General features: G+C 67.8%; 22 protein-coding genes. 9 read left to right on the top strand and 13 right to left on the bottom strand.

What is annotated here, in order from left to right; all coding sequences use genetic code 11:
• Positions 1 to 2: 2 nt before the first annotated feature.
• The 4 genes from AC1VVG_RS28320 to AC1VVG_RS28305 form a co-directional block, all read right to left on the bottom strand.
• Positions 3 to 446, bottom strand: coding sequence for a MarR family winged helix-turn-helix transcriptional regulator (locus tag AC1VVG_RS28320; RefSeq protein ID WP_482837231.1), 444 nt, complete (start codon positions 444 to 446; stop codon positions 3 to 5).
• A gap of 85 nt (positions 447 to 531) precedes the next feature.
• The gene (locus tag AC1VVG_RS28315; protein ID WP_200089013.1) at positions 532 to 765 is read right to left on the bottom strand and encodes a DUF7661 family protein; all 234 of its coding nucleotides are present in this window, start codon (positions 763 to 765) and stop codon (positions 532 to 534) included.
• A 42-nt stretch (positions 766 to 807) separates the two neighbouring features.
• Entirely contained in the window at positions 808 to 1,890 is a 1,083-nt protein-coding gene (locus AC1VVG_RS28310; protein ID WP_482836952.1) for a serine hydrolase, read from the bottom strand.
• Positions 1,891 to 2,073: 183 nt separating this feature from the next.
• Positions 2,074 to 2,352 carry a hypothetical protein gene (locus AC1VVG_RS28305; protein WP_226252240.1) on the bottom strand — a complete coding sequence of 93 codons (279 nt, stop codon included), beginning with the start codon at positions 2,350 to 2,352 and terminating at the stop codon, positions 2,074 to 2,076.
• A 51-nt stretch (positions 2,353 to 2,403) separates the two neighbouring features.
• On the opposite strand from AC1VVG_RS28305, the gene AC1VVG_RS28300 reads away from it, so the two are divergent.
• Entirely contained in the window at positions 2,404 to 3,279 is an 876-nt protein-coding gene (locus AC1VVG_RS28300; RefSeq protein WP_049031348.1) for a LysR family transcriptional regulator, read from the top strand.
• Between the two features lie 73 nt (positions 3,280 to 3,352).
• The gene (locus tag AC1VVG_RS28295) at positions 3,353 to 3,637 is read left to right on the top strand and encodes a transcriptional regulator (RefSeq protein WP_482836950.1); all 285 of its coding nucleotides are present in this window, start codon (positions 3,353 to 3,355) and stop codon (positions 3,635 to 3,637) included.
• 68 nt (positions 3,638 to 3,705) lie between these two features.
• Here the strand turns inward: AC1VVG_RS28295 and AC1VVG_RS28290 are convergent, their stop codons facing one another.
• From AC1VVG_RS28290 to AC1VVG_RS28280, 3 genes are all read right to left on the bottom strand, one after another.
• Positions 3,706 to 4,449, bottom strand: a complete 744-nt coding sequence (locus AC1VVG_RS28290; protein WP_482836948.1) for a transporter — start codon at positions 4,447 to 4,449, stop codon at positions 3,706 to 3,708.
• Between the two features lie 97 nt (positions 4,450 to 4,546).
• On the bottom strand, positions 4,547 to 7,312 hold the full coding sequence (mgtA, locus tag AC1VVG_RS28285) for a magnesium-translocating P-type ATPase (RefSeq protein ID WP_034187994.1): 2,766 nt from the start codon (positions 7,310 to 7,312) through the stop codon (positions 4,547 to 4,549).
• Between the two features lie 716 nt (positions 7,313 to 8,028).
• Positions 8,029 to 9,690 carry a S8 family peptidase gene (locus tag AC1VVG_RS28280; protein ID WP_049034954.1) on the bottom strand — a complete coding sequence of 554 codons (1,662 nt, stop codon included), beginning with the start codon at positions 9,688 to 9,690 and terminating at the stop codon, positions 8,029 to 8,031.
• A 423-nt stretch (positions 9,691 to 10,113) separates the two neighbouring features.
• Here AC1VVG_RS28280 and AC1VVG_RS28275 point away from each other — a divergent pair, with 423 nt between their 5' ends.
• Complete coding sequence (locus AC1VVG_RS28275; protein ID WP_049034956.1) at positions 10,114 to 11,010, top strand: glutamate/aspartate ABC transporter substrate-binding protein; 897 nt, start codon at positions 10,114 to 10,116, stop codon at positions 11,008 to 11,010.
• Positions 11,011 to 11,369: 359 nt separating this feature from the next.
• On the opposite strand, the gene AC1VVG_RS28270 is transcribed toward AC1VVG_RS28275, so the two are convergent.
• On the bottom strand, positions 11,370 to 11,507 hold the full coding sequence (locus AC1VVG_RS28270) for a hypothetical protein (protein WP_154233740.1): 138 nt from the start codon (positions 11,505 to 11,507) through the stop codon (positions 11,370 to 11,372).
• Here AC1VVG_RS28270 and AC1VVG_RS28265 point away from each other — a divergent pair.
• The 4 genes from AC1VVG_RS28265 to AC1VVG_RS28250 all read left to right on the top strand — a co-directional run bounded on the left by AC1VVG_RS28265 (position 11,506) and on the right by AC1VVG_RS28250 (position 15,752).
• A complete protein-coding gene (locus AC1VVG_RS28265) occupies positions 11,506 to 12,348 on the top strand; it encodes an ABC transporter substrate-binding protein (RefSeq protein WP_482836946.1) in 843 nt (280 codons plus the stop codon). The genes AC1VVG_RS28270 and AC1VVG_RS28265 overlap by 2 nt on opposite strands.
• 77 nt (positions 12,349 to 12,425) lie before the next feature.
• Positions 12,426 to 13,928: an amino acid ABC transporter permease/ATP-binding protein gene (locus AC1VVG_RS28260; RefSeq protein ID WP_482836945.1), complete on the top strand. Its 1,503-nt coding sequence runs from the start codon at positions 12,426 to 12,428 to the stop codon at positions 13,926 to 13,928.
• 23 nt (positions 13,929 to 13,951) lie between these two features.
• Positions 13,952 to 15,292, top strand: coding sequence for an amidase family protein (locus tag AC1VVG_RS28255; RefSeq protein WP_482836944.1), 1,341 nt, complete (start codon positions 13,952 to 13,954; stop codon positions 15,290 to 15,292).
• 61 nt (positions 15,293 to 15,353) lie between these two features.
• Complete coding sequence (locus tag AC1VVG_RS28250) at positions 15,354 to 15,752, top strand: ectoine synthase (RefSeq protein ID WP_034187905.1); 399 nt, start codon at positions 15,354 to 15,356, stop codon at positions 15,750 to 15,752.
• Positions 15,753 to 15,801: 49 nt separating this feature from the next.
• Here the strand turns inward: AC1VVG_RS28250 and AC1VVG_RS28245 are convergent, their stop codons facing one another.
• From AC1VVG_RS28245 to AC1VVG_RS28235, 3 genes are all read right to left on the bottom strand, one after another.
• Positions 15,802 to 16,476: a GntR family transcriptional regulator gene (locus AC1VVG_RS28245; RefSeq protein WP_034187904.1), complete on the bottom strand. Its 675-nt coding sequence runs from the start codon at positions 16,474 to 16,476 to the stop codon at positions 15,802 to 15,804.
• A gap of 85 nt (positions 16,477 to 16,561) precedes the next feature.
• The gene (locus AC1VVG_RS28240; RefSeq protein ID WP_034187903.1) at positions 16,562 to 17,422 is read right to left on the bottom strand and encodes an urea carboxylase-associated family protein; all 861 of its coding nucleotides are present in this window, start codon (positions 17,420 to 17,422) and stop codon (positions 16,562 to 16,564) included.
• A 292-nt stretch (positions 17,423 to 17,714) separates the two neighbouring features.
• On the bottom strand, positions 17,715 to 18,248 hold the full coding sequence (locus AC1VVG_RS28235; protein ID WP_482836942.1) for a hypothetical protein: 534 nt from the start codon (positions 18,246 to 18,248) through the stop codon (positions 17,715 to 17,717).
• A gap of 295 nt (positions 18,249 to 18,543) precedes the next feature.
• On the opposite strand from AC1VVG_RS28235, the gene AC1VVG_RS28230 reads away from it, so the two are divergent.
• Positions 18,544 to 19,791 (top strand): multidrug effflux MFS transporter, encoded by a 1,248-nt coding sequence (locus tag AC1VVG_RS28230; protein ID WP_034187900.1) that lies wholly within the window; start codon positions 18,544 to 18,546, stop codon positions 19,789 to 19,791.
• A 17-nt stretch (positions 19,792 to 19,808) separates the two neighbouring features.
• Positions 19,809 to 20,330: a GNAT family N-acetyltransferase gene (locus tag AC1VVG_RS28225; RefSeq protein WP_482836940.1), complete on the top strand. Its 522-nt coding sequence runs from the start codon at positions 19,809 to 19,811 to the stop codon at positions 20,328 to 20,330.
• A gap of 22 nt (positions 20,331 to 20,352) precedes the next feature.
• On the opposite strand, the gene AC1VVG_RS28220 is transcribed toward AC1VVG_RS28225, so the two are convergent.
• Together AC1VVG_RS28220 and pbpC are read right to left on the bottom strand one after the other, a co-directional pair.
• The gene (locus AC1VVG_RS28220; RefSeq protein ID WP_482836938.1) at positions 20,353 to 21,042 is read right to left on the bottom strand and encodes a hypothetical protein; all 690 of its coding nucleotides are present in this window, start codon (positions 21,040 to 21,042) and stop codon (positions 20,353 to 20,355) included.
• 159 nt (positions 21,043 to 21,201) lie between these two features.
• A complete protein-coding gene (gene pbpC / locus AC1VVG_RS28215) occupies positions 21,202 to 23,439 on the bottom strand; it encodes a penicillin-binding protein 1C (protein ID WP_482836937.1) in 2,238 nt (745 codons plus the stop codon).
• Between the last annotated feature and the right edge of the window lie 5 nt (positions 23,440 to 23,444).

The raw sequence follows: 23,444 nt of genomic DNA, 5'->3' as shown, positions 1-23,444 counted from the left end.
ATTCATTGCTCGCCGAGGCGGCGGATCAGCGGGATCGCGGCGGCGAGCGTGTCGATGTCCGCGGGCTCGAGCTTCTCGATCGCGGCGCCGAGCCACTTGTGTTTCGCGGCGTTGCGCTTGCGCCGGGCGTCGAGGCCGGCCGCGGTCAGCTTGAACAGGATCTGGCGGCCGTCGGTCGGATGCGGTTCGCGCTCGACGAGCGCGTCTTCCTCCAGGCTCGCGAGAATCGCCTTCATCGACTGCGGCTTCATCGCCTCGGCGCGCGCGAGATCGGCGGTCGTCATCGGCCCGTGCCGTTCGAGCCGCGCGAGCGCGCTCGTCTGGGACATGCCGAGCCCATCGGATTCGATCCCGGAGCGCAGACGGCGGATGAGCTGGCCGACCGCGAGGGTCAGGTCGGCGGCGACGGTTTCGGCGGAAGCGCCGGGTTTGCGTGGCGAGTTCATGCGGCGAATCTTAGAATACGACAGGAAAACTTGCAAGTTTAACTGTCGAATTATCCGCGAGACGACTGCGCGCGCCGGCGCGCGATTACGCGTCGTGCGGCGCGATCGGGACGACTTCGTTGTATTTCGGGGTCGCGCTCTCGTGCAGCAGGTCGCCGAGGTATTGCGCGAGTTCGTCCGCGCCGAGGGCGGACGGGACATGCAGGCCGGCGGGGCGCCGCTTGCCTTCGGCGCCGAGATCGAACACGGCCCAGCAGTCGTTCTTGCGTACGACGGCGAGCAGCCGTCCGAAGGCGTTGAAGCGGTATTCGTCCTGCATGGCGTCGCTCCCGTCGGTTGGGCGCGCCGGCTGCCCGCGCGCTTACTGGATCGAGCAGGACAGCCAGCGGTGGATCTTGAGCGCGTCGCTCGAGACGCCGGCCCGCGTCGGCGCGCCGAGCAGCACGACCGTTTCGCGGCGGCCCTTCACGCGCATGCGCATCACGACCCCGTGCCCGGATTCGTTGATGAAGCCGGTTTTCTGCAGCCGGATCGGCAGGCGGCGGTAGCGGACGAGCGGGTCGGAATTCACGTACACGAGTTCGCCGTCGCCGGGGCGCACGGTGGTCGACGTCTCCGTCGAGAAATAGCGGATCAGCGGATCCCGTGCGGCCGCGCCGACGAGCCGAGCGAGATCTTCCGCCGTCGACACGTTGTGCGGCGACAACCCGGTCGGCTCGCGGAAGTGCGTATGGCGCATGCCGAGCCGGCGCGCTTCGCGGTTCATCGCGTTGACGAACGCGGCGCGCCCGCCCGGATAGTCGCGGCTCAGCGCGGCGGCCGCGCGGTTCTCCGACGACATCAGCGCGATATGGAACATGTCGCGGCGCGACAGTGCCGAGCCGACCCGCAGGCGCGAGCCGGTGAACTTGATCGTGTCGCGATCGTGCGCGGTGACGCGCAGCACGCCGTTCAGCGGGCGATCGGCGTCACGCGCGACGACGGCCGTCATCAGCTTCGAGATCGACGCGATCGGCCGCACGGCGCGCGCGTTGCGAGCCAGCAGCGGTGTGCCGGAGTCGACGTCGAGCACGTAGGCCGCGCGTGAATGCAGCGCCCTGACCGCGCGCGGCGTGTAGCCGCAACTGGCGAGCAGCCTGGGTTTTGCGGCCGGGCGCGGCCGCACCGCGGTCGTGCGCTGCGCGCGCCGCTGTTGCGGCGCGGGTGCGGCGTGACGCTTGACGGCTTGATGCTTGACGCGCGGGCGACGGTGCTTGACGGCCTTTTTCGTGCGGTGAGGCTTCTTCTTGACGGCCTTCGAGTGCGCGTGCGCCTGGGCGTGTGCGGTGCGATGCGGCTGCACGTGCTGCGCGGACGCCTTCGCGGCGAACGCGAGCAGCAGGAACGAAAGGGCGAGGATCAGGGAGGTCCGGGTGCGAGGCAGGCGCGCGATGAGGCCGGTCAAGCGAAAGTCTCCTTTTCACGCGCAATGCGGCTGCGCGGAATGCGTGGGCGGTCGGCGGGTGCGGGAAATTATACGGTCGATCGCGTGGCGATGAGAGGGGACGAGTCGCAATGACGCGTGATGTGGGCGGATTCCGATCGTTTTCGTGCCGCCCGTCGGCGCGGCGCGCGGGGTGAAAGCCTTTCAGCGCGGCCAGTTCCGTCGCGACACGACCGCGAAACCGATCGCGATCGAGCCCGTCATGGTGCGCGGCGGCGGGTCTTCGATCGCATCGCCGAAGCGGAAACGCCGGCTGCGGCCGTCGGCGCGTTCGGCACGACGTTTCGGTGCGCGCGCATCGGTTGCGGCAGCGTGTTCGTTTGCGTCCGCACCGTCGCATGACGGCTCGGCCACACAATCAACGGCTTGATCGAAAGACATGACGGTGAATTCCGGGAAGGGCATGTCCGTATTGAACGTCACCGCGTTCAATCAGTAAAATGAATATTTCAATCGATCCGATTCCTTTCAAGAATGGAACTGAAACTGCTGCGCACGTTCCTGACGGTGACCGAGCTGTGCCATTTCAGCCGCGCGGCCGATGCGCTGCACATGAGCCAGCCGGCGCTGAGCAAGCAGATCGGCGCGCTCGAGGCGAGCCTGGGCGGCAAGCTGTTCGAGCGCGGCCGGCACGGCGCGGAGCTGACGCCGTTCGGCGAACGCTTCCTGCCCGATGCGCAGGCGCTCGTGCGAGACGCCGACGAGATCCTTGCGCGCGCGAGGGAAGCGACCAGCGGGCAGCGCGGGCATCTGCGGCTCGGTATCTGCCTGTCGGTGCTGATGCTCGTGCCGAAGCTCATCGCCGAGTTCCGGCGGCGCAATCCGGGCATTGCCGTCACGCTGAGCGACCTGTCGTCGTCCGAGCAGACGCGCCGGCTGCGCGCGGGCAAGCTCGACGTCGGGTTTCTGCGTTTGCCGTCCGACGAAGGATTGTCGTCGTTCAAGGTGGTCGACGAAGCGCTCGCGCTCGCGGTGCCGCCGCATCTCGGCTTCAAACGCGTGCCGGCCGACCTCGACGTGCTCAACGAGATCGGCTTCATCGCGCTGCAGCGTGCGCGCGGCCCCGGGCTGGCCGCCCAGATCGACCGGTGGTGCGTCGAGCGCCGCTTCGTGCCGCACGTGATGCAGCAGGCGGAGGACGTGCAGTCGGTGCTGACGTCGGTCGCGGCCGGCGTCGGCGTCGCGTTCATCCCGTCGAGCGCGCGATATCTGCTGCGCGATGCGACTGTGATACCGCTCGACGGCCGGGACGCGAAGTGGCGCGTGGGGCTCGCATGGTTGTCGGATCGCGACGATCCCGTCACCACGCGTTTCGTGTCGTTCATGCGCACCGCGCTCAAGGGCGCGTGACGCGGCGTATAGTATCCGCGATCGCCTTTCCTGAATGAAGGCCGGCCCGGCGCCGGCCGACGCACCCGAACCGATGACTTCAGAATCCGACGAATCCCTGCTCGATCCCGCGCTCGTTGCGACGCTCGCGACGCTGCACGAGGCCGCGAGCGATCCGGCTGGCAAGACGTGGTCGCTGCCGAAGATCGCGAAGCGCACGCAACTGCCGATGAGTACGCTGCGCCGCGTGCTGACGCAGCTCGACGCCGCGGGCCTGAGCGCCACGACGTTGAACGAGGACGGCACCGGTGGCGCCGCGCTGACCGACGAAGGGCGCGCGGTGTGCGCGCAACTGTTCGGCGCGAACGACGGCCCGTGAATGAAGAACGGGCCGCCGATGCGGCCCGTCGAATGGCGGCCCGCGCGTGCGCGGCGCCATGCCGCGTATTACCAGCGCGCCGTCACGCCGCCCATCACCGAATGACGATAGGTCTGGTCGTTCAGCCCGCGCCGGTAGCCGATGTCGAGATCGAGCCAGCGCGTCGGCGAATAGATCGCGCCCGCGAGCACGAATGCCGGATTCGCGCCGGCGGTGGTTTCCGTGTTGCGCGACGTGCCGATGTCGGCCACGAGTTGCAGCCGGTCGGTCGCCTTGTAGATCGCGGCGGCCGACACGGCCCAGGCCGACGTCAGGTCGCCCTGGCGATTCGGCTGGTACGCGATGCCCACGTTCGCGAGCAGCGAGACACGTGCGACGTCGGCCTGCGCGAGCAACGTCGCACCGGTGCCGACGCGGCCCGTGCCGAGCCCGCGGCTGTCGTTGCCGGTCGGCATCGTCACTTTCGGCTTCAGCGCGAGCGACAGCGGCCCGCGTTCGAAGAAGCGCCATTTCATGCCGATTTCGACATCGCCGATGCCGGCGCCGTTCTCGTCGGTGCGCGTTTGCAGATGCGTGTACGGCGCGTTGACGTACACGTCGGCGTGTTCGCCGAACCCGCGCGTGAGCGTCGCGTTCCACAACTGGTGGCGGCCGCTGTCTTCCTGTTTCGAGGTTTCCTCGCCGTTGAACTCGACCTGCCAGTTCGCGTTGCCCTGCGTGCCCGTGTCGTCGCTGACGAGCGGATGGGCGGCATGGGCTTCGAGGGGCGCAAGAAGGGCGCTCGCGGCGGCGAGCGGAAGGATTCTTTTCATCACATTACCCGTGGAGCGTCGTGAGTGTGCCGGCCCGCGGCGTGGCGCGGGCCGGCACGTCGTTATCCGGACGGAACCGGTACCGATCCGGAACGGATCAGAACCACTGCTTGTAGCGGCGCACGTAGATCGTCTTGACGATCTGCGCGAGCAGGATGTAGCCGATCATCGTCGCGGCGAGCCACAGCCAGTAGGTGCCCGGCAGGTGCATGAAGCCGATCGCTTCCGCGAACGGCGAGAACGGCAGCCAGCAGCCGATCGCGATCGCGGTGAAGGTCGACAGCAGCACCGGCAGCGACGCCGTGCTCTGCAGGAACGGGATCTTCTGCGTGCGCAGCAGGTGCACGACGAGCGTTTGCGACACGAGGCTCTCGATGAACCAGCCGGAGTTCATCACGACCTGGCCGCCCGTACCGCCGTTCAGGTGATACAGCGCGCCCGCGCCGAACACGGTCCACATCAGGACGTACGTCGTGATGTCGAATACCGACGACGTCGGCCCGACCCACAGCATGAAGCGGCTGATGTTGCCGGCTTCCCACTTGCGCGGCTTCTTCAGGAACTCGGGATCCATCCGGTCCCACGGCAGCAGCATCTGCGACGTGTCGTAGATCAGGTTCAGCACGAGCAGCTGGGTCGCGAGCATCGGCTCCCACGGCAGGAACGCGCTGGCGACGAGCACCGAGAACACGTTGCCGAAGTTCGAGCTGGCGGTCATGTTCAGGTACTTCAGGATGTTGCCGAACGTCTCGCGGCCCTTGATCACGCCTTCCTCGAGCACCATCAGGCTCTTTTCGAGCAGGATGATGTCGGCGGTTTCCTTCGCGATGTCGGCGCCGCTGTCGACCGAGATGCCGACGTCGGCGTCGCGCAGCGCGGGCGCATCGTTGATGCCGTCGCCAAGGAAGCCGACCGTGTGGCCGTTCGCCTGCAACGCCTTGACGATGCGCGCCTTCTGCAGCGGCGTGAGCTTCGCGAACACGGTCGTGCGTTCGACGACCTGCGCGAGCGTCGCGTCGTCGAGCGCTTCGATTTCCGTGCCGAGCATCGGCTTGCCGGGTTCGAGGCCGACCTGGCGGCACACCTTCATCGTGACGGTCGGGTTGTCGCCCGTCAGCACCTTCACCGCGACGCCGTTTTCGCGCAGCGCGGCGAGGGCCGGCGCGGCCGATTCCTTCGGCGGATCGAGGAAGGTCAGGAAGCCGCGCACGACGAGATCGTGTTCGTCGGCGGTGCGATACTGCGCGCGCTCGTCGCCGCGTGCAATCGTACGCGTCGCGAGCACGAGCACGCGGAAGCCGTCCTCGTTGTAGGCGGTCGCCTGTTCGAGCAGCCGCTTGCGCGCGACGAAGTCGAGCGGGCGTACGCCGTCTTCGTCCTGCACGTGGGTCGACACGGCGAGCATTTCCTCGACCGCACCCTTGCAGATCAGCAGGTGCGTGCCGTGCCGGTCCTCGACGACGACCGACAGGCGGCGCCGCACGAAGTCGAACGGCAGCTCGTCGATCTTCTTGTAGCCCTGCGGCTTCACGCGTTCGCCGATCTCGTCGGCACGCGCGACGACCGCGATGTCGATCAGGTTCTTCTGGCCGCTCTGGTGAAAGCTGTTCAGCCAGCCGAGCCGCAGGATTTCCTCGTTCTTGTGACCGGACAGGTCGAGGTGATGTTCGAGGATGATCTTGTCCTGCGTGAGCGTGCCGGTCTTGTCGGTGCACAGCACGTCCATCGCGCCGAAGTTCTGTACCGAATTCAGCCGCTTGACCACGACCTTGCGGCGTGCCATCGCCACCGCGCCGCGCGCGAGGTTCGCACTGACGATCATTGGCAGCATCTCGGGCGTCAGGCCGACGGCCACGGCGAGCGCGAACGTGAGCGCGCTCAGCCAGTCGCCCTTGGTCAGCCCGTTGATCATGAACACGATCGGCACCATCACGAACATGAACTTGATCAGCAGCCAGCTCACGCTCGCGACGCCGCGGTCGAAGCTCGTCTCGATGCGCTTGTGGCTCACGACGTTGCGCGCGAGCGAGCCGAAGTACGTGTCTTCTCCAGTCGCGACGACGACGGCCGTCGCCGTGCCGCTGACGACGTTGGTGCCCATGAAGCAGACGTTCTCGAGATCGAGCAGCGACGCCGACGCGTCGGGCGCCGAGCCGGCGGCCGGTGTACCCGCGGACTTGCCGGCCACCGCGCCGAGCGTGTCGTACTTCTCGACGGGCAGCGCTTCGCCGGTCAGTACGGCCTGGCTGATGAACAGGTCGCGCGATGCGAGCAGGCGGACGTCGGCGGGGATCATGTCGCCGGCCGACAGGTGCACGATGTCGCCGGTCACGACCTCGCGCATCGGCACCTCGCGCCGGGTCGGCTCGGACGTGTCGGTCATCGCGCGCTGCACGGTGGCCGTCGTGCGGACCATCGCCTTGAGCTTCTCGGCCGCGCGCAACGAACGGAATTCCTGCACGAAGCGCAGCAGCGCGCTGATCGTGACCATCGTCAGCAGGATCGTCATGCCGACATAGTCGCGATCGTCGGGCGCCGCGAAGTAGACGTCGGTGAAGAAGCTGATGGTGGCGAGCACCAGCAGCACGTAGACGAACGGATTGTGGAACGAGAGCAGCAACTGGCGGGTCCAGTGCGGCGGCTTGTCGTGCGCGATCTCGTTCGGGCCGTAGTGCTGCAGGCGGTCGGCGGCCTGGTCGTAGGTGAGGCCGCGCGTGCTGGTGTGCAGCGTCTTCAGCGTGTCCTCGAGCGGGCGGGCCGCTTCCTGTGCCGCGCGCATGATGCGCGGCGCGTTCTGCTGGCCGGCGCCGCTCTTGATGAAGCCGCGCTGTTTCTTCTGCGATGTGTTGTGTCGTGTTGTCATGAGTCGCTCCTTGCGCACGAGGCGGCGGGCGGGGAGCGACCGTGACGTTATCGACGCACGAGCGCTCCCCGCCGCGTCGCGCCAGGCGCGATCGGCTGTGGATCGGAAAAGGCGGGAACGCTCGCCGGCGCGCGTGAAGCGGTCGGCGTGTCGATGCGCGGCGTCGCATCGGCGAGCGGTAATCGACTACTGTCGTCTGAGTTCATCTGCACTCCTGTCGGTTGCGGATAATCGGCACGGGCGATCGGCGGCGCCGCGCGCAACGAGGCGCGCGGCCGGACGGCACGCGAACGGAGAGCGCGCGCGGCTGGCGCCGCGCGCAACGCGAACGCACGCGCGCAATGGCGCGTCGCGTGCATTCGACGATATCGAAAAATTCGGCGGGAGATCGGGCCGGTAGTCAGGCCGGAAGGACGCCGCATCCTGCTTCCCGGGATGCGGCAGAAGACGAGGCTCTGCGCGTTTTCCTCAGGCAGCAGTCAAGTTGGTCGAGCACCAACTACAACTCGCATCGGTGTTCACAGAACACTCCATGTATTGAGACGGGAGCGATGGTAATGGCTCGTCGTGCGAAGCGTCAACCCTTTTGTCAGGCGTTATTTCGAGATGCTTGGCCAGGCCGGCGTGGGTGCGCGGAATCGCCGGACGGACGGCAACGAAACGGCCGCGCGCACGCCATGCGGGCATGCGCGCGGCCGCGTCGGTCAGCGCGCCGGTTACTGGTTCGCCGACGCGATGGCCGCCCCCGCATCGAGGATGCCCGAGCCTGCCGGCATCGCGGTGCACGACGTCCCGGCTGCCAGCTTCGCCGCGCGCGTGCCGCCTTGCAGCTTCTGCTGGATCTGCGCGGGCGTGAGGTTGCCGTTCACCGACAGCATCAGCGCGGCGACCCCCGACACTTGCGGCGTCGCGAGGCTGGTGCCGTTCGCGGGGCCGTAGGTGTCCGTGCCCGGCGTCGTCGTGCCGGTGTTCGACGTCGACAGGATGTTGACGCCCGGTGCGCTCAGCGAGACATCGGCGCCGAAGTTGCTGAACGATGCGCGGCGGCCCGTCGCGTCGGTCGCGCCGACGGTGATCACGCCGCGGCAGTTCGCGGGCTGGTCGAGGCCGGTCGACAGGCCGTCGTTGCCGGCCGCGACGACCACGGTCACCCCTTTCGCGGTGACGTCGTCGATCGCCTGCTGGAACGTCGTGCTGCATGCGCCGACGCCGCCGAGGCTCAGGTTGATGACCTTCGCCGGCCGCGGGTTCGTCGGGACGCCGTTCACCGCAATGCCGGCTGCCCAGCGCATGCCGTCCGCGATGTCGCTCGTCACGCCGCCGCACTTGCCGAGGACGCGCACCGGCAGGATCTGGCCGAGCCACGACACGCCCGCGATACCCGTGCCGTTGTTGGCGGTCGCGCCGATCACGCCCATCACGCGCGTGCCGTGCCAGCTGCTGTCGCTCGGCTGGCTCGCGCAGTGATAGTACGGGCCGTTCGCGTTGTCGAGTTCCTGCTGCGTGACCCAGTCGCCCGGATCGGTTGCGTCGGGGCCGCGCGTCATGCCGTTGTTGCTGGTGTTGACGTTGCTGATGAAGCTGTAGCCGGACAGCAGGTTGCCCAGGAGGTCGGCGTGCGGCCGGTAGCCCGTGTCGAGCACGGCCGTGACGACGGTCGGCGAACCCTTGCTCACGTTCCAGGCGGGCGGCAGGTCGATCCCGGCCGTCGGGTCGGACAGGTACCACTGCTGGTTGTAGAGCGGGTCGCTCGGCGTGTCGCGAATCTGCATCGGGTGATCCGGTTCCGCGTAGTCGACATCGCTGTCGGCCGCGAATGCCTGCGCGAGTGCGGCTGCGTCGGTGGCCGCCATGCGCTGACCGAGCGACAGCACGGCCGCGCCGTTCGAGATCGTCCGTTCGACCTGCACGTTCACCGGCGCTTGCGCGACCGTGCTCGCATAGGCGCGCGCGCTGCCGGCCACCGGCGCCGTCCAGCGCGTCATCGCGCGCTGGATGACCGCGTCGAGCCGCGTCCCGTTGTCGATGGCCGACATCGCACGCGTGGCCGTCAGCGTCTTCAGCTTGACGATCAGGTGATCGACCGGCGGCTCGGCCGGTGCCGTCTGCGCAGCCATCTGCACGGCGGCCTGCTGCGTGGTGCATGCATTGCCGCCTGACGAGGCGGGCGGGGTCGCGGGGGGCGTGGGCGTGGGGGCCGGCGTCGGCGTCGGTGTCGGCGCCGGTGCAGCGTTGGAGGAGGAGGGGTTGCTGCCGTCGCCGCCGCCTCCGCCGCCGCAACCGGCGAGAGGCAGGAGGGCGGCGGCGGACAGCATGCCGGCGAGCATGCGCGCGTGTGCGGAGCGCGCCAGCGCAGAATTGAAACGTTTGGCTCTCATGTTGAAACTCGATCCTCGTAGATAACCGTCGTGCCGGCGGTGGCGCTGGTCCGGCTGATCCGGACCTAGTCTTTTTTGTCTGACGGTTGCAGCAGGGTTGCTGCGACGCGCCATGCACTGGGTAACGGCGTGCGCGGCGGCTTCTTGAGTGCGTTTCGCGAGAAAAACAGGGGGTGCCGCAAACGATTTCGTCGGTGCGGCGCAGCATGAACACGCGTTTGGAACGGGTGGCACAAAGGGCGGGGGCGAGCCCGTGCGAGGCCGGTCGGGGTGACCGTGCGGCGCGGAAGCGATTGGCGCGGCACGGAAAACCTCTTTCACGGTCCGGCCGGTGTTGAAAGTCGCTTACGCTTGCCCTGATGTGACGCGAATATTGTCGGGCGTACGATCGCGGTTCGATCAACGTTTCGTCAGGAGATACGCATGGATCGCCGTTTCCGTTGGCTGGCTGTCGCGCTGTCCTGCGCGCTGGCGGGCGCCGCGCACGCACAGGCCCTTACCGGTACGCTGAAGAAGATCAAGGAGACGGGCGTCGTGTCGCTCGGCATTCGCGAGTCGTCGGTGCCGTTCTCGTATTCGGACAACCAGCAGAAGAACATCGGCTACTCGCGGGACATCGCGTCGCGCATCATCGATCAACTGAAGACGGATCTGAATGCGCCGAACCTCACGGTGAAGGAAATCCCGATCACGTCGCAGAACCGGATTCCGCTGCTGCAGAACGGGACGATCGATTTCGAGTGCGGGTCGACGACGAACACGCTCGAACGGCAGAAGCAGGCCGCGTTCTCGAACAGCATTTTTCTGTACGGCATTCGCTTCAGCACGCGCAAGGACTCGGGCGTGAAGGATTTCGCGGACCTGGCCGGCAAGACGGTCGCGACGACGGCCGGCACGTCGGACGAGCGCCTGCTGCGCAAGCTCAACGAAGAGAAGGCGATGAACATGACGATCATCAGCGCCAAGGATCACGCCGAAGCGTTCATGAACGTCACGACCGGGCGCGCGGTGGCGTTCGTGATGGACGAGCCGCTGCTGTACGGCGAGATCGCGAAGGACCGCAACCCGGGCGCGTACACGGTGTCGGGCACGCCGCTCGTCCACGAAAACTACGCGTGCATGATGCGCAGGGACGATCCGGCGTTCAAGCGGGTCGTCGACGGCGTGATCGCGAAGATGCAGACGTCGGGCGCGGCCGAGAAGCTCTACGACCAGTGGTTCATGCAGCCGATTCCGCCGAAGGGCGTGAGCCTCAACTATCCGCTGTCGCCGGAGATGAAGCAGCTGTTCAAGAATCCGACGGACCAGGCGCAGTACTGATCGCTGCATCGTGGCGGTATCGCGCCGCACATGAAAAAACCGCCGGCACATGCCGGCGGTTTTGCGTTGCAGCCCCGGTGCCCGGATCCGCTGGCTTGCCGGCCTGCGAAGCAGCGGCGTCGGAGGCCGCGAACCCGCTCGGCGCCGTCCGTGCCGGATGCCGAAACCCGCCTCCTGATCCCCGCAACACGCATCGTGCCCGCGGCGCCGTATCTCGACGGACGCCGTCCCGGGCCTCGTCCGTGCGAGTTCCTTGCTCCTTTTTGATGACCCGTTCCATGCGCCGGGCGACCGGCTGTGCGTGCACGCCGGTGGCGTATCCGCCGGCGCCGTGTGCCGCGTAAACCCGAATTCAGATTTCAATTTGAACTGGTCAGAATCGGCCGAAATTGTTCAACAATCTTCGGCGAAAAATCCCGGAAAGCCGCGCAGGGCGGCGTGCGGGAGGCGTTGTGGCGTTTCAGCGCGGGAGCCGAATAACCCAGGAGCTTCGCCATGTCCGCTCGTCTTCCGCTTCGACGTTTCCTCCGCGGCGCGCTTGTGCCGCTGGCCTTCGCGTGCTCGCTCGCAGCGGCGTCGCCGCTGCAGACGGTGCGGCCCGGCACGCTGCTGGTGGGATCGGATCTCACGTATCCGCCGTACGCGTACCTGGATGCCGGCAAGCCCGCCGGCTTCGACGCCGAGTTCTCGCGGATGCTGGCGCACCACCTGCAACTGGAGCCGGTGTTCCTCGATACACGCTTTCCGGACCTCATCCTCGGGATGAAGGCGCGCCGCTTCGATGTCGTCGCGTCCGCGCTCTATGTGACGCCCGATCGCGTGAAGCAGGTCGATTTCGTGCCGTACCTGAAGACGGGCGCGTCGCTGCTCGTCGCAAAAGGCAGCGCATTTCTGCCGAAGACGCCGCAGGACCTGTGCGGCAAGCGGGTCGGCTCGATCAAGGGCGCGTCCTGGACGCCGAAGCTGCGCGCGGTCTCGCAGGACACCTGCAAGCCGGCCGGTCGCGACGAGATCGCGATCCTCGAGTTCCCGACGTCGCCGGAAGCGACGTCCGCGCTGATGGCAAAGGCGGTCGACGTCCAGATCGAGGATGCGGCCGTCGCGCAGGGGATCACGAAGCAGACGAACGAGCGCATCGAAATCAGCTCGACGACGCTGCTGTATCCGATCGTGATCGGCCTGGGCGTGACGAAGGGCGACAGCGGCCTGCAGGGCGCGCTCGAAGGCGCGCTGAGCGACGCGAAACGCAGCGGCGAATACGGCAGCCTCGTGAAGAAATACGGGTTGCAGGAGCCCACGCCGGCCGACGTTGCCGGGGCGCTGGGCGCCGCGAAATAAGCGCGAAGCAGGCACGACCCGACCATCGCGTGCCGCTCGGTGCGGCCGCAGCGCCCTTCGGGGTTGAGGAGTCTTCGATGCAGTTCGATTGGCACTATGCGTTTCAACTGTTGCGGGACACGGATTTCTGGCGCGCGTGCGTCGTGGTCGTCGAACTCAGTGTCGCCACGTGGGGGCTCGGCGTGTTGCTCGGGTTTCCGGTGGCGCTCGCGAGGCAGTCGCACCGGCTGCTGCTGAAGCGCGCGGCGGCCGGGTACATCTGGTTCTTCCGCAGCCTGCCGCTGCTCGTGCTGCTGGTCTTCATCTACAACCTCCCGCAGGTCTTCCCCGCGACCAGCGTGGTGCTGTCCGATCCGTTCACGGCCGGCCTGATCGCGATGGTGCTGAGCGAAACCGCGTATTTCGCGGAAATCCATCGCGGCGGGATTCTGTCGGTGCCGCCCGGGCAAATCGAGGCGGGGCGCGCGCTCGGGATCCGCTTTACCGGCATCCAGCGGCTGATCGTGATGCCGCAGGCGATCCGCATTGCGCTGCCCGCGCTCGCGAACGAGTTCATCACGATCGTCAAGCTCACGTCACTGGTGTCCGTGATATCGCTTGCCGAGATCCTGCTCGTCGGACAACGGCTCTACACGCAGAACTTCCTTGTGTTCGAAACGATGCTGGCCGTCGCGTTCTACTACGTGCTGATCGTCACGGTGTTCAGCCGGCTGCTGGGTTATCTCGAGAGGCACCTCGACGTCAGCCGCCGCACGCCCGCGCAGTCAGGCCACGCGGATCTCGAACTGCCGCTGTCGGTGCCTGCTGTCGCGCCCAGACCGCGGGCGAGCGCGGAATTCGCACTGCGCGTGAAAGGCGTGCAGCAGCGCTACGGCCGCCACGAGGTGCTGAAGGATATTCATCTCGACGTCGCGCCCGGGCAGGTCGTGTCGATCATCGGCCCGTCCGGCTCCGGCAAGACCTCGCTGATCCGTACCATCAACGGCCTCGCGCCGGTGAGTGCCGGCGAGATCGACCTGTACGGCGTATCGTTCATCCGCGCGTCCGCTTCGCATCCGCCGCGCGTGTCGGACGCGCGCATCCTGGATATCGGCATGGTGTTCCAGGGCTTCAACCTGTTTCCGCATCGCACCGCGCTTCAGAACGTGACGATGGCGCCGTGCTATCACCGGCAGGCCGATACGGCGGCGGTCCGGCTGCAGGCACTGTCGCTGCTGTCGAAGGTCGGGATGCTCGAACATGCGAACAAGTATCCGCACCAGTTGTCGGGTGGCCAGCAGCAGCGTGTCGCGATTGCGCGTGCGCTCGCGACACGGCCGTCGATCATGTTGTTCGACGAGCCGACATCGGCGCTCGATCCCGAACTCGTCGGTGAAGTGTTGAAGGTCGTCGAGACGCTGGCAGCAGAAGGGATGACGATGGTCATCGTGACCCACGAAATGAATTTCGCGTTCAAGGTTTCCGACCGGATCGTGTTCATGGAGAACGGACGCATCCTGTACGACGTGCCGCCGGAGCGGATCCGCGGCAGCGCGGACGCGCGCGTGAAGGATTTTCTGAAGCACGTTCACTTTGCATGACGGACCACTGGATCGGAGCAGGAATGGACCCGACGGCTTTCCGGCTGAGCGACATGCACGATCATGCGTGTGCCGAGCGACTGCGCGCCTGTCTGGAACGCGCGAACGCGCATCCCGGCGACATCGAAACGGCATGGCTCGCGCGTCGTGACGACGCGGCGACCCGCGAAGCGCGGGCAATGGACGCGTCGTTGCGCGCCGGGACGGCCGATGCGCCGCTGGCCGGGGTCGTACTGGCGGTGAAGGCCTGTTTCGATTGCGAAGGCTGGGTCACGCATGCCGGTTCGCGCGTGCTGGCGGACGCGCTGCCGGCGCGCGCCGACGCCGCACCGGTAGCGGCGCTGCGCCGTGCCGGTGCCGTCGTGGTGGCGCAGACGGCGATGACCGAGTTCGCGTATGGCGCGCTCGGCGTGAACCACGCGTACGGCACGCCGATGACGCCACTCGATGCACGGCGCGAGCGGGTCGCCGGCGGATCGAGTTCGGGCGCGGCCGTATCGTTGGCGCTCGGCGCGGCCGAGCTGTCGCTGGGTTCCGATACGAGCGGTTCCGCGCGCATTCCAGCCGCATTCTGCGGTGTGACCGGATTCAAGCCGTCGCGCGGACACTATGCGACCGGCGGCATGCAGCTTCTGTCGACCAGCTTCGACGTACCGGGCTTGCTGGCCGCGACGGTCCGCCTGTGCCGGCGTGCGGACGCGGTGCTGCACGGACGCGGCCCGCAACGGGCGGCGCCGGCAACCATTCGCGACTTCACGTTCATCGTGCCCGAGCCATTTGCGACCGACGACCTCGATCCCGTGGTCGGCCGCGCGTTCGACGGATGGTTGTCCCGGCTGTCCGCGCAGGGTGCGCGCATCCTGCGCAAGCGGCTCGATTGCGTGGCCGAGGCCGGTGCCGTCGCCCGCACGGGCGGCATCATCGCCGCGGAGGCGTTCATGCTGCATCGCGCGCGCCTCGCAACGGCCGCGGACCGCTACGATCCGCTGGTCGGGCCGCGCATCGCGGCGGGCGAGCACGTGCGCGCGCACGACTACGCGGCGGCTTTGCTGCGTCTCGCCGCGCTTGCCGATACATACCACGCCGAACTCGGCGACGCGGATGCGGTGTTGACGCCGACGGTGCCGATGCTGCCGCCGCGCCTGGCCGATCTGGCCGACGAAGCCGTGTATCTCGCACAGAATGCGCGGGCGTTCAGGCTGACCGAATTCGCCAACCGGCTCGATCTGCCGAGCATCAGTGTGCCGGGCGACCTGCGGAACAGGCAGCCTGTCGGCTTGCTGATCACCGGGCGCCGCGGCGAAGACGCACGACTCTTCGATGTCGCGGCCACGGTCGAACGGACGCTGACCGGTTTCGCATGACGCGTTTCCCCGCGGCAAGGATCGCCTTGTCATCTTTCATCGTCACTATTCAGAGGTACTTATGATCGTCGTGAGATCGGCCGATATTGCCAATACCGAACGCCATGCGCGCGGCCCGGGCTGGGACAGCAAGCGCATGATCGTCAGGCAGGACGGCGTTGGCTACTCCGTCCACGAAACGCGCGTGCATGAAGGCGCGGAACTGCATCTGCATTACAAGAACCACTTCGAGACCAACTACTGCGTGGCCGGGGAGGGCGAGGTGGTCGACACGGCGACCGGCACCGTGCATCGGATCACGCCCGGAACGATCTATGCGCTGAATTTGAACGATCCGCATATCCTGCGTGCGACGCGCGGCGACCTGCATCTCGTGTGCGTGTTCAATCCGCCGCTGACGGGGCTCGAGACGCATCGGGAAGACGGCAGCTACGCGCTTCCGGCTGAACGGCAAGCCTGACCCCGTGTGCGGTCGGGCCGTTGCGCACCGCATCGTGCGGTGCGTGGCGTCAGGCTGCGTCGCGATGGCCGCGCTTGATCGCTTCGACGAGCATCCGTTCGGAATCGTCGAGATAACGCGCCAGCGTGGTAACGGCTTCGCTGCGGCGGTTCTGCGTGAGCAGGTCGTAGATCTGGTATTCGCGCTGGATCCAGTCAGGCGTTTGCACGCGCTTCTCGTCGGGATCGGCCGCGAAGACGAGACGCAACTGCGCCGAGATGGTCCGGAAGAATTCGTCGAGCAGCGCCGACTTCTGAAGCGCGACGATGTGCTGGTGAAACCGCAGGCTGTGCGTGCCGACGGCTTGCCAGTTTTCCTTGTCGAGTTCCCGCTCGGCCGCGCGAATGGCGGTCTGCATCTTTTCGAGCAGCGCCGGCTGGGCGAGTTCGGCCGTGTTCAGCGCATGCAGTTCGAGCGTCCGGCGCGCGACATAGAGATCGCGCACGTCCTGGCGGTTGAGCGTGCGCACGACGACGCCCTTGTGCCGCACGAACGTGACGAGCCCTTCACGGCCGAGCTGATGCAGGACTTCGCGAAGCGAGTTGCGCGACGTGTCGTATTCGGCGGCGAGGTCCATCTCGATCAGCGCCGTGCCGGGCGGCAGCTTGCCGCTGATGATGTGCTCGCGCAGTTGATGGCTGATCCGGTCGGCGACCGACTGTCCTCTCGCTTTTTCGCTTGCCATTCCGTTCGTTCGCTCCTCTCCTGATCGTGCGCCGCCGGCGTGGCCGGCCGGCGGCGTTTCGCCATTCTACGGGCTGCGGCTCGGGTTACGCCGTTTCGCCGTGCTGCCAGTCGGCCTGCGGCTGCTGCATGCCGTGCTGGCCGCGGTACGGCGCGACGGACGGCGACGACCAGCCTTCGAGCAGGCTCGGGTCGAGCCGGTACACCTCGACGCCGAGTGGCCGGCACACGTCGATCGGATCGCGCGCGCCGGGCCCCCACATCGGCACCGACAGATCGCCGCCGGGGCAGGTGGACATCGCGCACAGCACGTCGATTTCGGCGAAGAATTCGAGGTAGTCGCCCGGTTTCGCGGGGCACGCCTTCATGAAGTACTTGTCGTCGTCGTTCAGGCCCGTGCACTGGAACACGTTGAGCACGTCGTGCACGTCGAATTCGGTGAGCCCGTACGGCGCGACCGCGCGCACGAGGTTCGAGTGGCAGTGGAAATGAAAATCCTCGCCGGTCAGCAGCTTGTTCACGTACGGGTCGCAGCGCGTGCCGAGCAGGTCGTGCACGCGGCCGCCGTCGCCGTCGACGCCGTAACCGGCGAGCGTGTCGTCGGTGATCGTGACCATCGGGCGCAGATACGGCAGTGTCGACCAGAGCCGGTCGAACGTCGTCACGTGCGCGGCCTGCAACTGGCGCGTGCGCGACGCCCACATGCGTTCGCGCGGATTGTGCAGGTTCCAGATGTTGAAATCCGCGACTTGCGGGCCCTCGAGCGTGACGATCCGGAATACGTGGCCGGCCGGCACTGTCCAAGCGAAGCCGCTGCGGATCGGCACGACGTGCGAGGCAATCCGTTCGCGCGCGTCCTGGCGCCGGGCAATCGCGGAATAAAAGGCTTCGTCGACGTTCAGGACGGAGCCCTTGGTGACCTGGTAGGCAGCGGGATAGTTCGACATGACGCGGTACTCTCGGGAAAGGTTGGCAGATGCGTCGATCCGGCTGTAACCCTTTATGGTGGCCGGTCAGGCGTCAATTCGCATGATTGATTGTTCAACAATTGATCGGCGCTCCGGGGAGTATAGGGGGAAGGCGGGGAGGTGTGTCAATCGGAGGAAAGTCCGGAGGATCGGGGGCGGTGGCGCACGCGCCGCCTCTGGCGACACGCCGGGCGTCGCACATGAAAAAACCGCCGGCACATGCCGGCGGTTTTGTTTTGCAGCCCGGTCGCTCGTGCGCCGGCGTCGCGCGTCAGGCCTTGATTTCGGGCCCGCGCGCAGCCGGCCGGGCCGGTGCCGACGGCGCCGCCGACCGCACCGAAGGCCGCGCCGGCACGATGACGAGCACCGGTTGGGGCACGGCCCACGCCGGCATCGCGAACCCGACCGGTTGCGGCATCGGCATGGCGAACGCGTTGGCGAGCGCGATGTGCTGGAGTGCCAGCATCTGCTGCTGCATCGCGACCATCTGCGCCTGGGCTGCCTGCATCCGGTACTGCACGGCCTGCATCTGCCGCAACGCTGCCGCAGGCGGAATGCCGCCCGACGACGACGTCTGCATCTCGAAGCTCGCGCCGCCTTGCGGGCCGTGCCAGCTCCACGTGCTGACCTTCATCGGGCCGACGGCCGTCTGGACGACGCGCGTTTCGGCTTTCACGGGCACGGCCTGCCCGTCGACGTCGACGAACATCGGTTGGGCGGCGGCTGCCGCGCCGGCCTGGCCGGCCAAGGCGAGCACGGGCACCAGTGCCAGCGCGCCCGCTGCCATATACGAACGGAATCGCATCTTCGTATCTCCATCAAACGAGACTGATCGAATCAACAATGACGTGCGGCTCACGGAGTGAGCCATCCGGGACAATGCCGCCGTCGGCTTAAATCAACATTAAAACCGCGGCCGGCCGCCCCGGTCAGCGCCTTTCCGGAAGGGCCGCGCGGCATTCAACCTCGCCCGCGCCAGGGGGAATCCGGTCGCCTGGCGCCACAACAGGCACAATACGGGATTCGCCACGATCGCACGCCTGTTCGACATTCGAACATCGACGGTGCGGCACCGCTGCCCGATCTCCTTCCCAGTCGTCATGAACGCCACGCTCACTCCCGCGCGCGAGTCGAATTCGCCGCGCTTCCTGCTGTTCCTGATCTGTCTGTTCGCATCCGCCGGCCAGCTCGCGATCGACATCTACGTGCCCGCGCTGCCCGACATGGCGCGCTCGTTCGCGACCACGCCGCAGGCGATCCAGTCGAGCGTGTCCGGCTACATGGCGGCCTATGCGCTCGGCCAGCTGATCTTCGGCCCGATCGCGGACGCGTACGGGCGCAAGCGCGTGCTCGCATTCGGGCTCGTGATCTACACGATCGGCTGCCTGCTGTCGCTCGGCGCGCCGAACCTCGAGACGTTCATCCTGGCGCGCTGCCTGCAGGGCTTCGGGATCGCGACCACCAACCTGCTGGCGAAGGCGATCATCACCGATTCGTTCTCGGGCCAGGCGCTGATGCACGCGTTCACGTACATGTCGATCGCGTGGGGGCTCGCACCGATCATTGCCCCGGTGATCGGCGCGCACCTGCAGGAATGGTTCGGCTGGCGGGCGTGCCTCGTGTTCCTGCTCGTCTACTCGCTGGTGATGTGGGCGCTGCTGTGGCACTACCGCGAAACCTTGCCGAAGCCGGTGCATCTCGAGCCGCGCACGCTGATGACGAACGCGGGCAAGGTGCTGGCGAGCCCGGTGTTCCAGAGCTGCTTCCTCGCCCAGGGGCTGTGCTACAGCATCCTGCTCGTGTTCAACATCGTCGGGCCGTTCATGGTGCAGACCACGCTGCACAAGCCGCCGACCTTCTTCGGTTATCTCGCGCTCGGGATCGGCTTGATGTATTTCCTCGGCGGGCTGTCGAACCGGATTCACGGGCGCGGGCTGCCGAGCGCCGAGCAACGGCTGCGCATCGGCGCGCGCGTGATGGCCGGCGCATCGGTCACGATGCTGGTGCTCGCGCTGACCGTCGGCCTGCGCGTGTGGACGCTCGCGACCCCGGTACTCGTGATGGGTTTCTGCGCGGGCGCGATGTACCCGACGCTGATGGCCAAGGGCAATTCGCTGTTTCCGCATATCGCCGGGCTGACGAGCGCGATCCTCGGCTGCGCGCTGCTGCTCGTGTCGTCCGCGATGATGGGGCTGGCCGGCTTCGTGTCGATCCATGTGCTGACGCCGCTTGCGGTGTTCTTCGTCGCGCTGTCGTTCATCGTCGTGTGGATGGTGACGAAGCTGCTGCGCTACCTGTCGCAGCAACAGGCCGCGCCGGTCGTTTGCGGGCGCGGGGAGGCCGCGTAAGCGCGGCCGGCCGACCCATGAGCCGAATCCTGCTGAACCGCGTCGCCCGATCCGACGCCGCCGACCTGATCGCCGCCAATCGCGCAAGCCGCAATCATCATCTGCCGTGGGTCGACTCGTTCGTCGACCAGGCGGGTTTCGACCCATGGTTCGCCCGCTGCCTGACGGGGCCGAACGTCGGCCTCGTCGCGCGCGAGCAGGCGTCCGGCGCGGTGGTCGGTGTCGTGAACCTCAACGAGATCGTCGGCGGCGTGTTCCAGAGCGCGTATCTCGCGTACTACGGGATGGCGGATTTCAGCTGCAAGGGGCTGATGACGGATGCGCTGCGCGCGGCGATCGCCGTCGCATTCGGCGAGCTGGGACTGCATCGGCTCGAAGCGAACATCCAGCCCGGCAACCACGCGTCGATCGCGCTGGTGCGGCGGCTCGGCTTCGCGAAAGAGGGCTTTTCGCCGCGCTATCTGCGCATCGGCGGCGAATGGCGCGACCACGAGCGCTGGGCGCTGCTGGCGGACGACGCGCGCGAAAGCGGCACCTGACGGCTGATTCGCGTCGCTCCCGTTACAGCGGATGCGCGGCGCCGGCCTGCTGCAACAGCGAAACGGCAACCGGATCCGGCTGTCCGTTCGAGTCGATCGCGCCGGCCTTGGCCAGTGCGACGAGGTCGCTGTCGACGCCCGGTTGCCCGACCACGAACGATGTGGTCAGGAACGCCGGCGCCGCGAGCGTGACCGCATAGCGCTGCTGCAGGTTCGACACGACGGCCGATTGCGCGGCCTGGACCGCGTTCGGGTCGTTCATCACCTGCTGATCGTGCAGGCTGCCCTGGAAATGACCGATCAGCCCGGCCGTGTTCGTGCCGAGCTGGGCCGCGAGATAGACCAGCATCAACTCGGTCTCGGGCGTCGTATTGAAGGTGCCGCCTGCATACGCGAGCGAATGAAGGCGCGTGCCGCCCGACGCCACGGTGATCACGCACGGCAGCGTCGCGTTGAGCGTCACGCGGTAGTTGCCGCCGCCGTCCGTCAGCGTCGTCGCCGAGCCGGCCGCGCAGTTGACCGTCACCTGCGCGCTCGCGAGCGCGCCGCCCGTCGCGGCCGTACCCGACAGCGCGACGGTTTGCGTATTGTTGTTGAAGCAGACATCGACGCCGAAGCAGGCATCGCCGTTGCACGCCTGGAGGGCGGCGAGCGTTGCGACGCACAAGACGCCCAGCGCGGGGCGGGTGAAGCGTTCGTGGCGAATGTTCATGGTCGCGGACGATCGGAAGAATGGGGCAACCGGTGCGCGTCGGGAAGGCGGCGCTGTTCTCATTCTAGGCCCCGGATCGGCGCGCTGCTGGCTCGTTTGACCCGGTCGCGACGACAGCGACGCACATGCCTCTGCACCGGGGTTGGCCGGTTCACGTGCTCAGGGCTTGCGCGCGGCCGTCTTCGCGAACGCGCCGCGCACCTCGAAGCTGATCGCATCCGCGACGTTGCCGCGTGCGTCGACGAGCTCGAGCCGGTGCCGCCCCGGCCACGGCAGCCATGCGATACGGTCGGCATGCCCGATCACCTTGTCGTCGAGCCGCCACGCGAACTTCGTCGCGCGCCCGGCCGAGCGCTCGAACCAGATGCGCTGATTCCTCGGCGGAATGTCCGGGTCGATCGCGAAGATCGTGCCGTCGGTCGGCGCGCCGATCGTCAGCGGCGCGCGCGCGCCGTCCTTGCCCGGCGCGACGGGCGCCGCGAGCCGGATCGTGTCGACCGCCGTCCCGGCGAGGAACCACTCGTTGCGTGCAGGCTCGATGTCGCGCTCGAACGCGATGCGGCGCGTCTCGACGCCGGCCGGCGCGCGCGGCGCGCGGCTCGGCAGGTCGCGGTGCAGATAACCGACGACGGCCGACCACACGGGCGACGCGCCCGTGACACCCGACACGTCCCACATCGGCGAGCCGTCCGCATTGCCGACCCACACGCCGACCGTATAGCGCGACGTGTAGCCGACGGTCCAGTTGTCGCGCATGTCCTTGCTCGTGCCGGTCTTGACGGCGGAGAAGAAGCGCGTCGCGAGCGGGTTGTCGAAGCCGAACGTGCGCACGCGCGCGTTGTTGTCGGACAGGATGTCGGTGACGATGAAGCTGGCCGCCTCGCTGAACACGCGCGTGCCGTCATTCGTCCCGGCGGGCGTCGATGCGCCGGATGCCGGTGCCGCGGCCGGCAGGTCGACGACCTTGCGCGCGACGCCGCCGTTCGCAAGCGCGCGATAGGCGTTGGTCAGCGAGAGCAGCGTGACGTCGGCGCTGCCGAGTGCGAGGCTGAAGCCGTAGTAGTCGCCTTCCTGCGCGAGCGGCAGGCCGAGCGCGGTCAGCGTGCGCGCGAAGCGGTGCGGCGTGACGAGCACGAGCGTGCGCACGGCCGGCACGTTCAGCGAGCCGCCGAGCGCGCTGCGCACGCTCACCCAGCCCTTGAAATCCTTGTCGTAGTTCTGCGGAATGTACAGGCCGCCGCCGGCGGCGAGGTTGATCGGCGCATCGTCGAGCAGCGACGCGGCCGTCAGCCGTTTCTCGTCGAGCGCCTGCGCATAGAGGAACGGCTTGAGCGTCGAGCCGGCCTGGCGCGGCGCGAGCACGGCATCGACGTCGCGCGCGCTCGACAGTGCGCCCGACGACCCGACCCATGCACGAATCTCGCCGGTCGCGTTGTCGATCACGACGACCGCGCCGTCCTGCACGTTGCGCCGGTGCGCGGGCGCATTGAGTTCGGTCAGCGCGCGCATCAGCGTGTCGCGCGCGAAGCGCTGCAGCGGCGCATCGAGCGTCGTGCGGACCTGCGCGCCGGCCGCCGGTTTGACCTCGGCCGCGATGCGCCGCGCGAAGTGCGGGGCGAGGGCGGCGCCGTCATCGCGCACGGCGCTGGCGGGGCGCGCAACGACGAGCTGCACGTAACCGTCGAGCGATGCGCACGCCGGTTCGGCGTGCATGTCGCGCAGGATCCGGCACGCACGTTCGGCGATCCTCGCGGGCGCCGCGTTCGGCGCACGCACGAGCGCAGCCGCGATCGCCGCCTCGCGCGCGTCGAGGCCCGACGGTGCCTTGCCGAACAGCACCTGCGACAGCGCGCCGAGCCCGACCGTCTCGCCGCGGAACGGCACCAGGTTCAGGTAGGCCTCGAGAATCTGGTCCTTGCGCCAGCCGCGTTCGAGCAGCAGCGCGTTCATCGCCTGCGTGGCCTTTTGCGGCAGCGAACGCTGGCCCGAGCGGCGCGGCGAATCGCTGAGCAGCCCGGCGAGCTGCATCGTGACGGTCGACGCGCCGCGCGTGCGCTCGTTCCACAGGTTGCCCCACGCGGCGCCGGCGATCCCGCGCCAGTCGACGCCGCTGTGTTCGTAGAAGCGCTTGTCCTCGGACACGACGATCGCCTCGCGGAACGCGGGCGAGACATCCGCGAGCGATACCCAGTCGCCGCGCCGTTCGGCGAGGTCGACGCGCGTGCGCTGCAACGGCGTGCCGTCGCGCGCGAGCAGCACCCAGTCGGAACTGCGCCAGTTGCGGCGCACGTCGTCGTAGCCGGGCAGCGCATGTGCAACCAGCGGCGCGGCGAGCACGACGGCGACGAATACGCGGCCGGCGAAACGCGCCGGCCGCGGCCATGCCAGATCGATCATCACGG

It is taken from the genome of Burkholderia sp. L-4 (assembly GCF_056856535.1).
The sequence above is the reverse complement of the archived record's forward strand: the minus strand, read 5'-3'. Positions and strand labels throughout refer to the sequence as shown.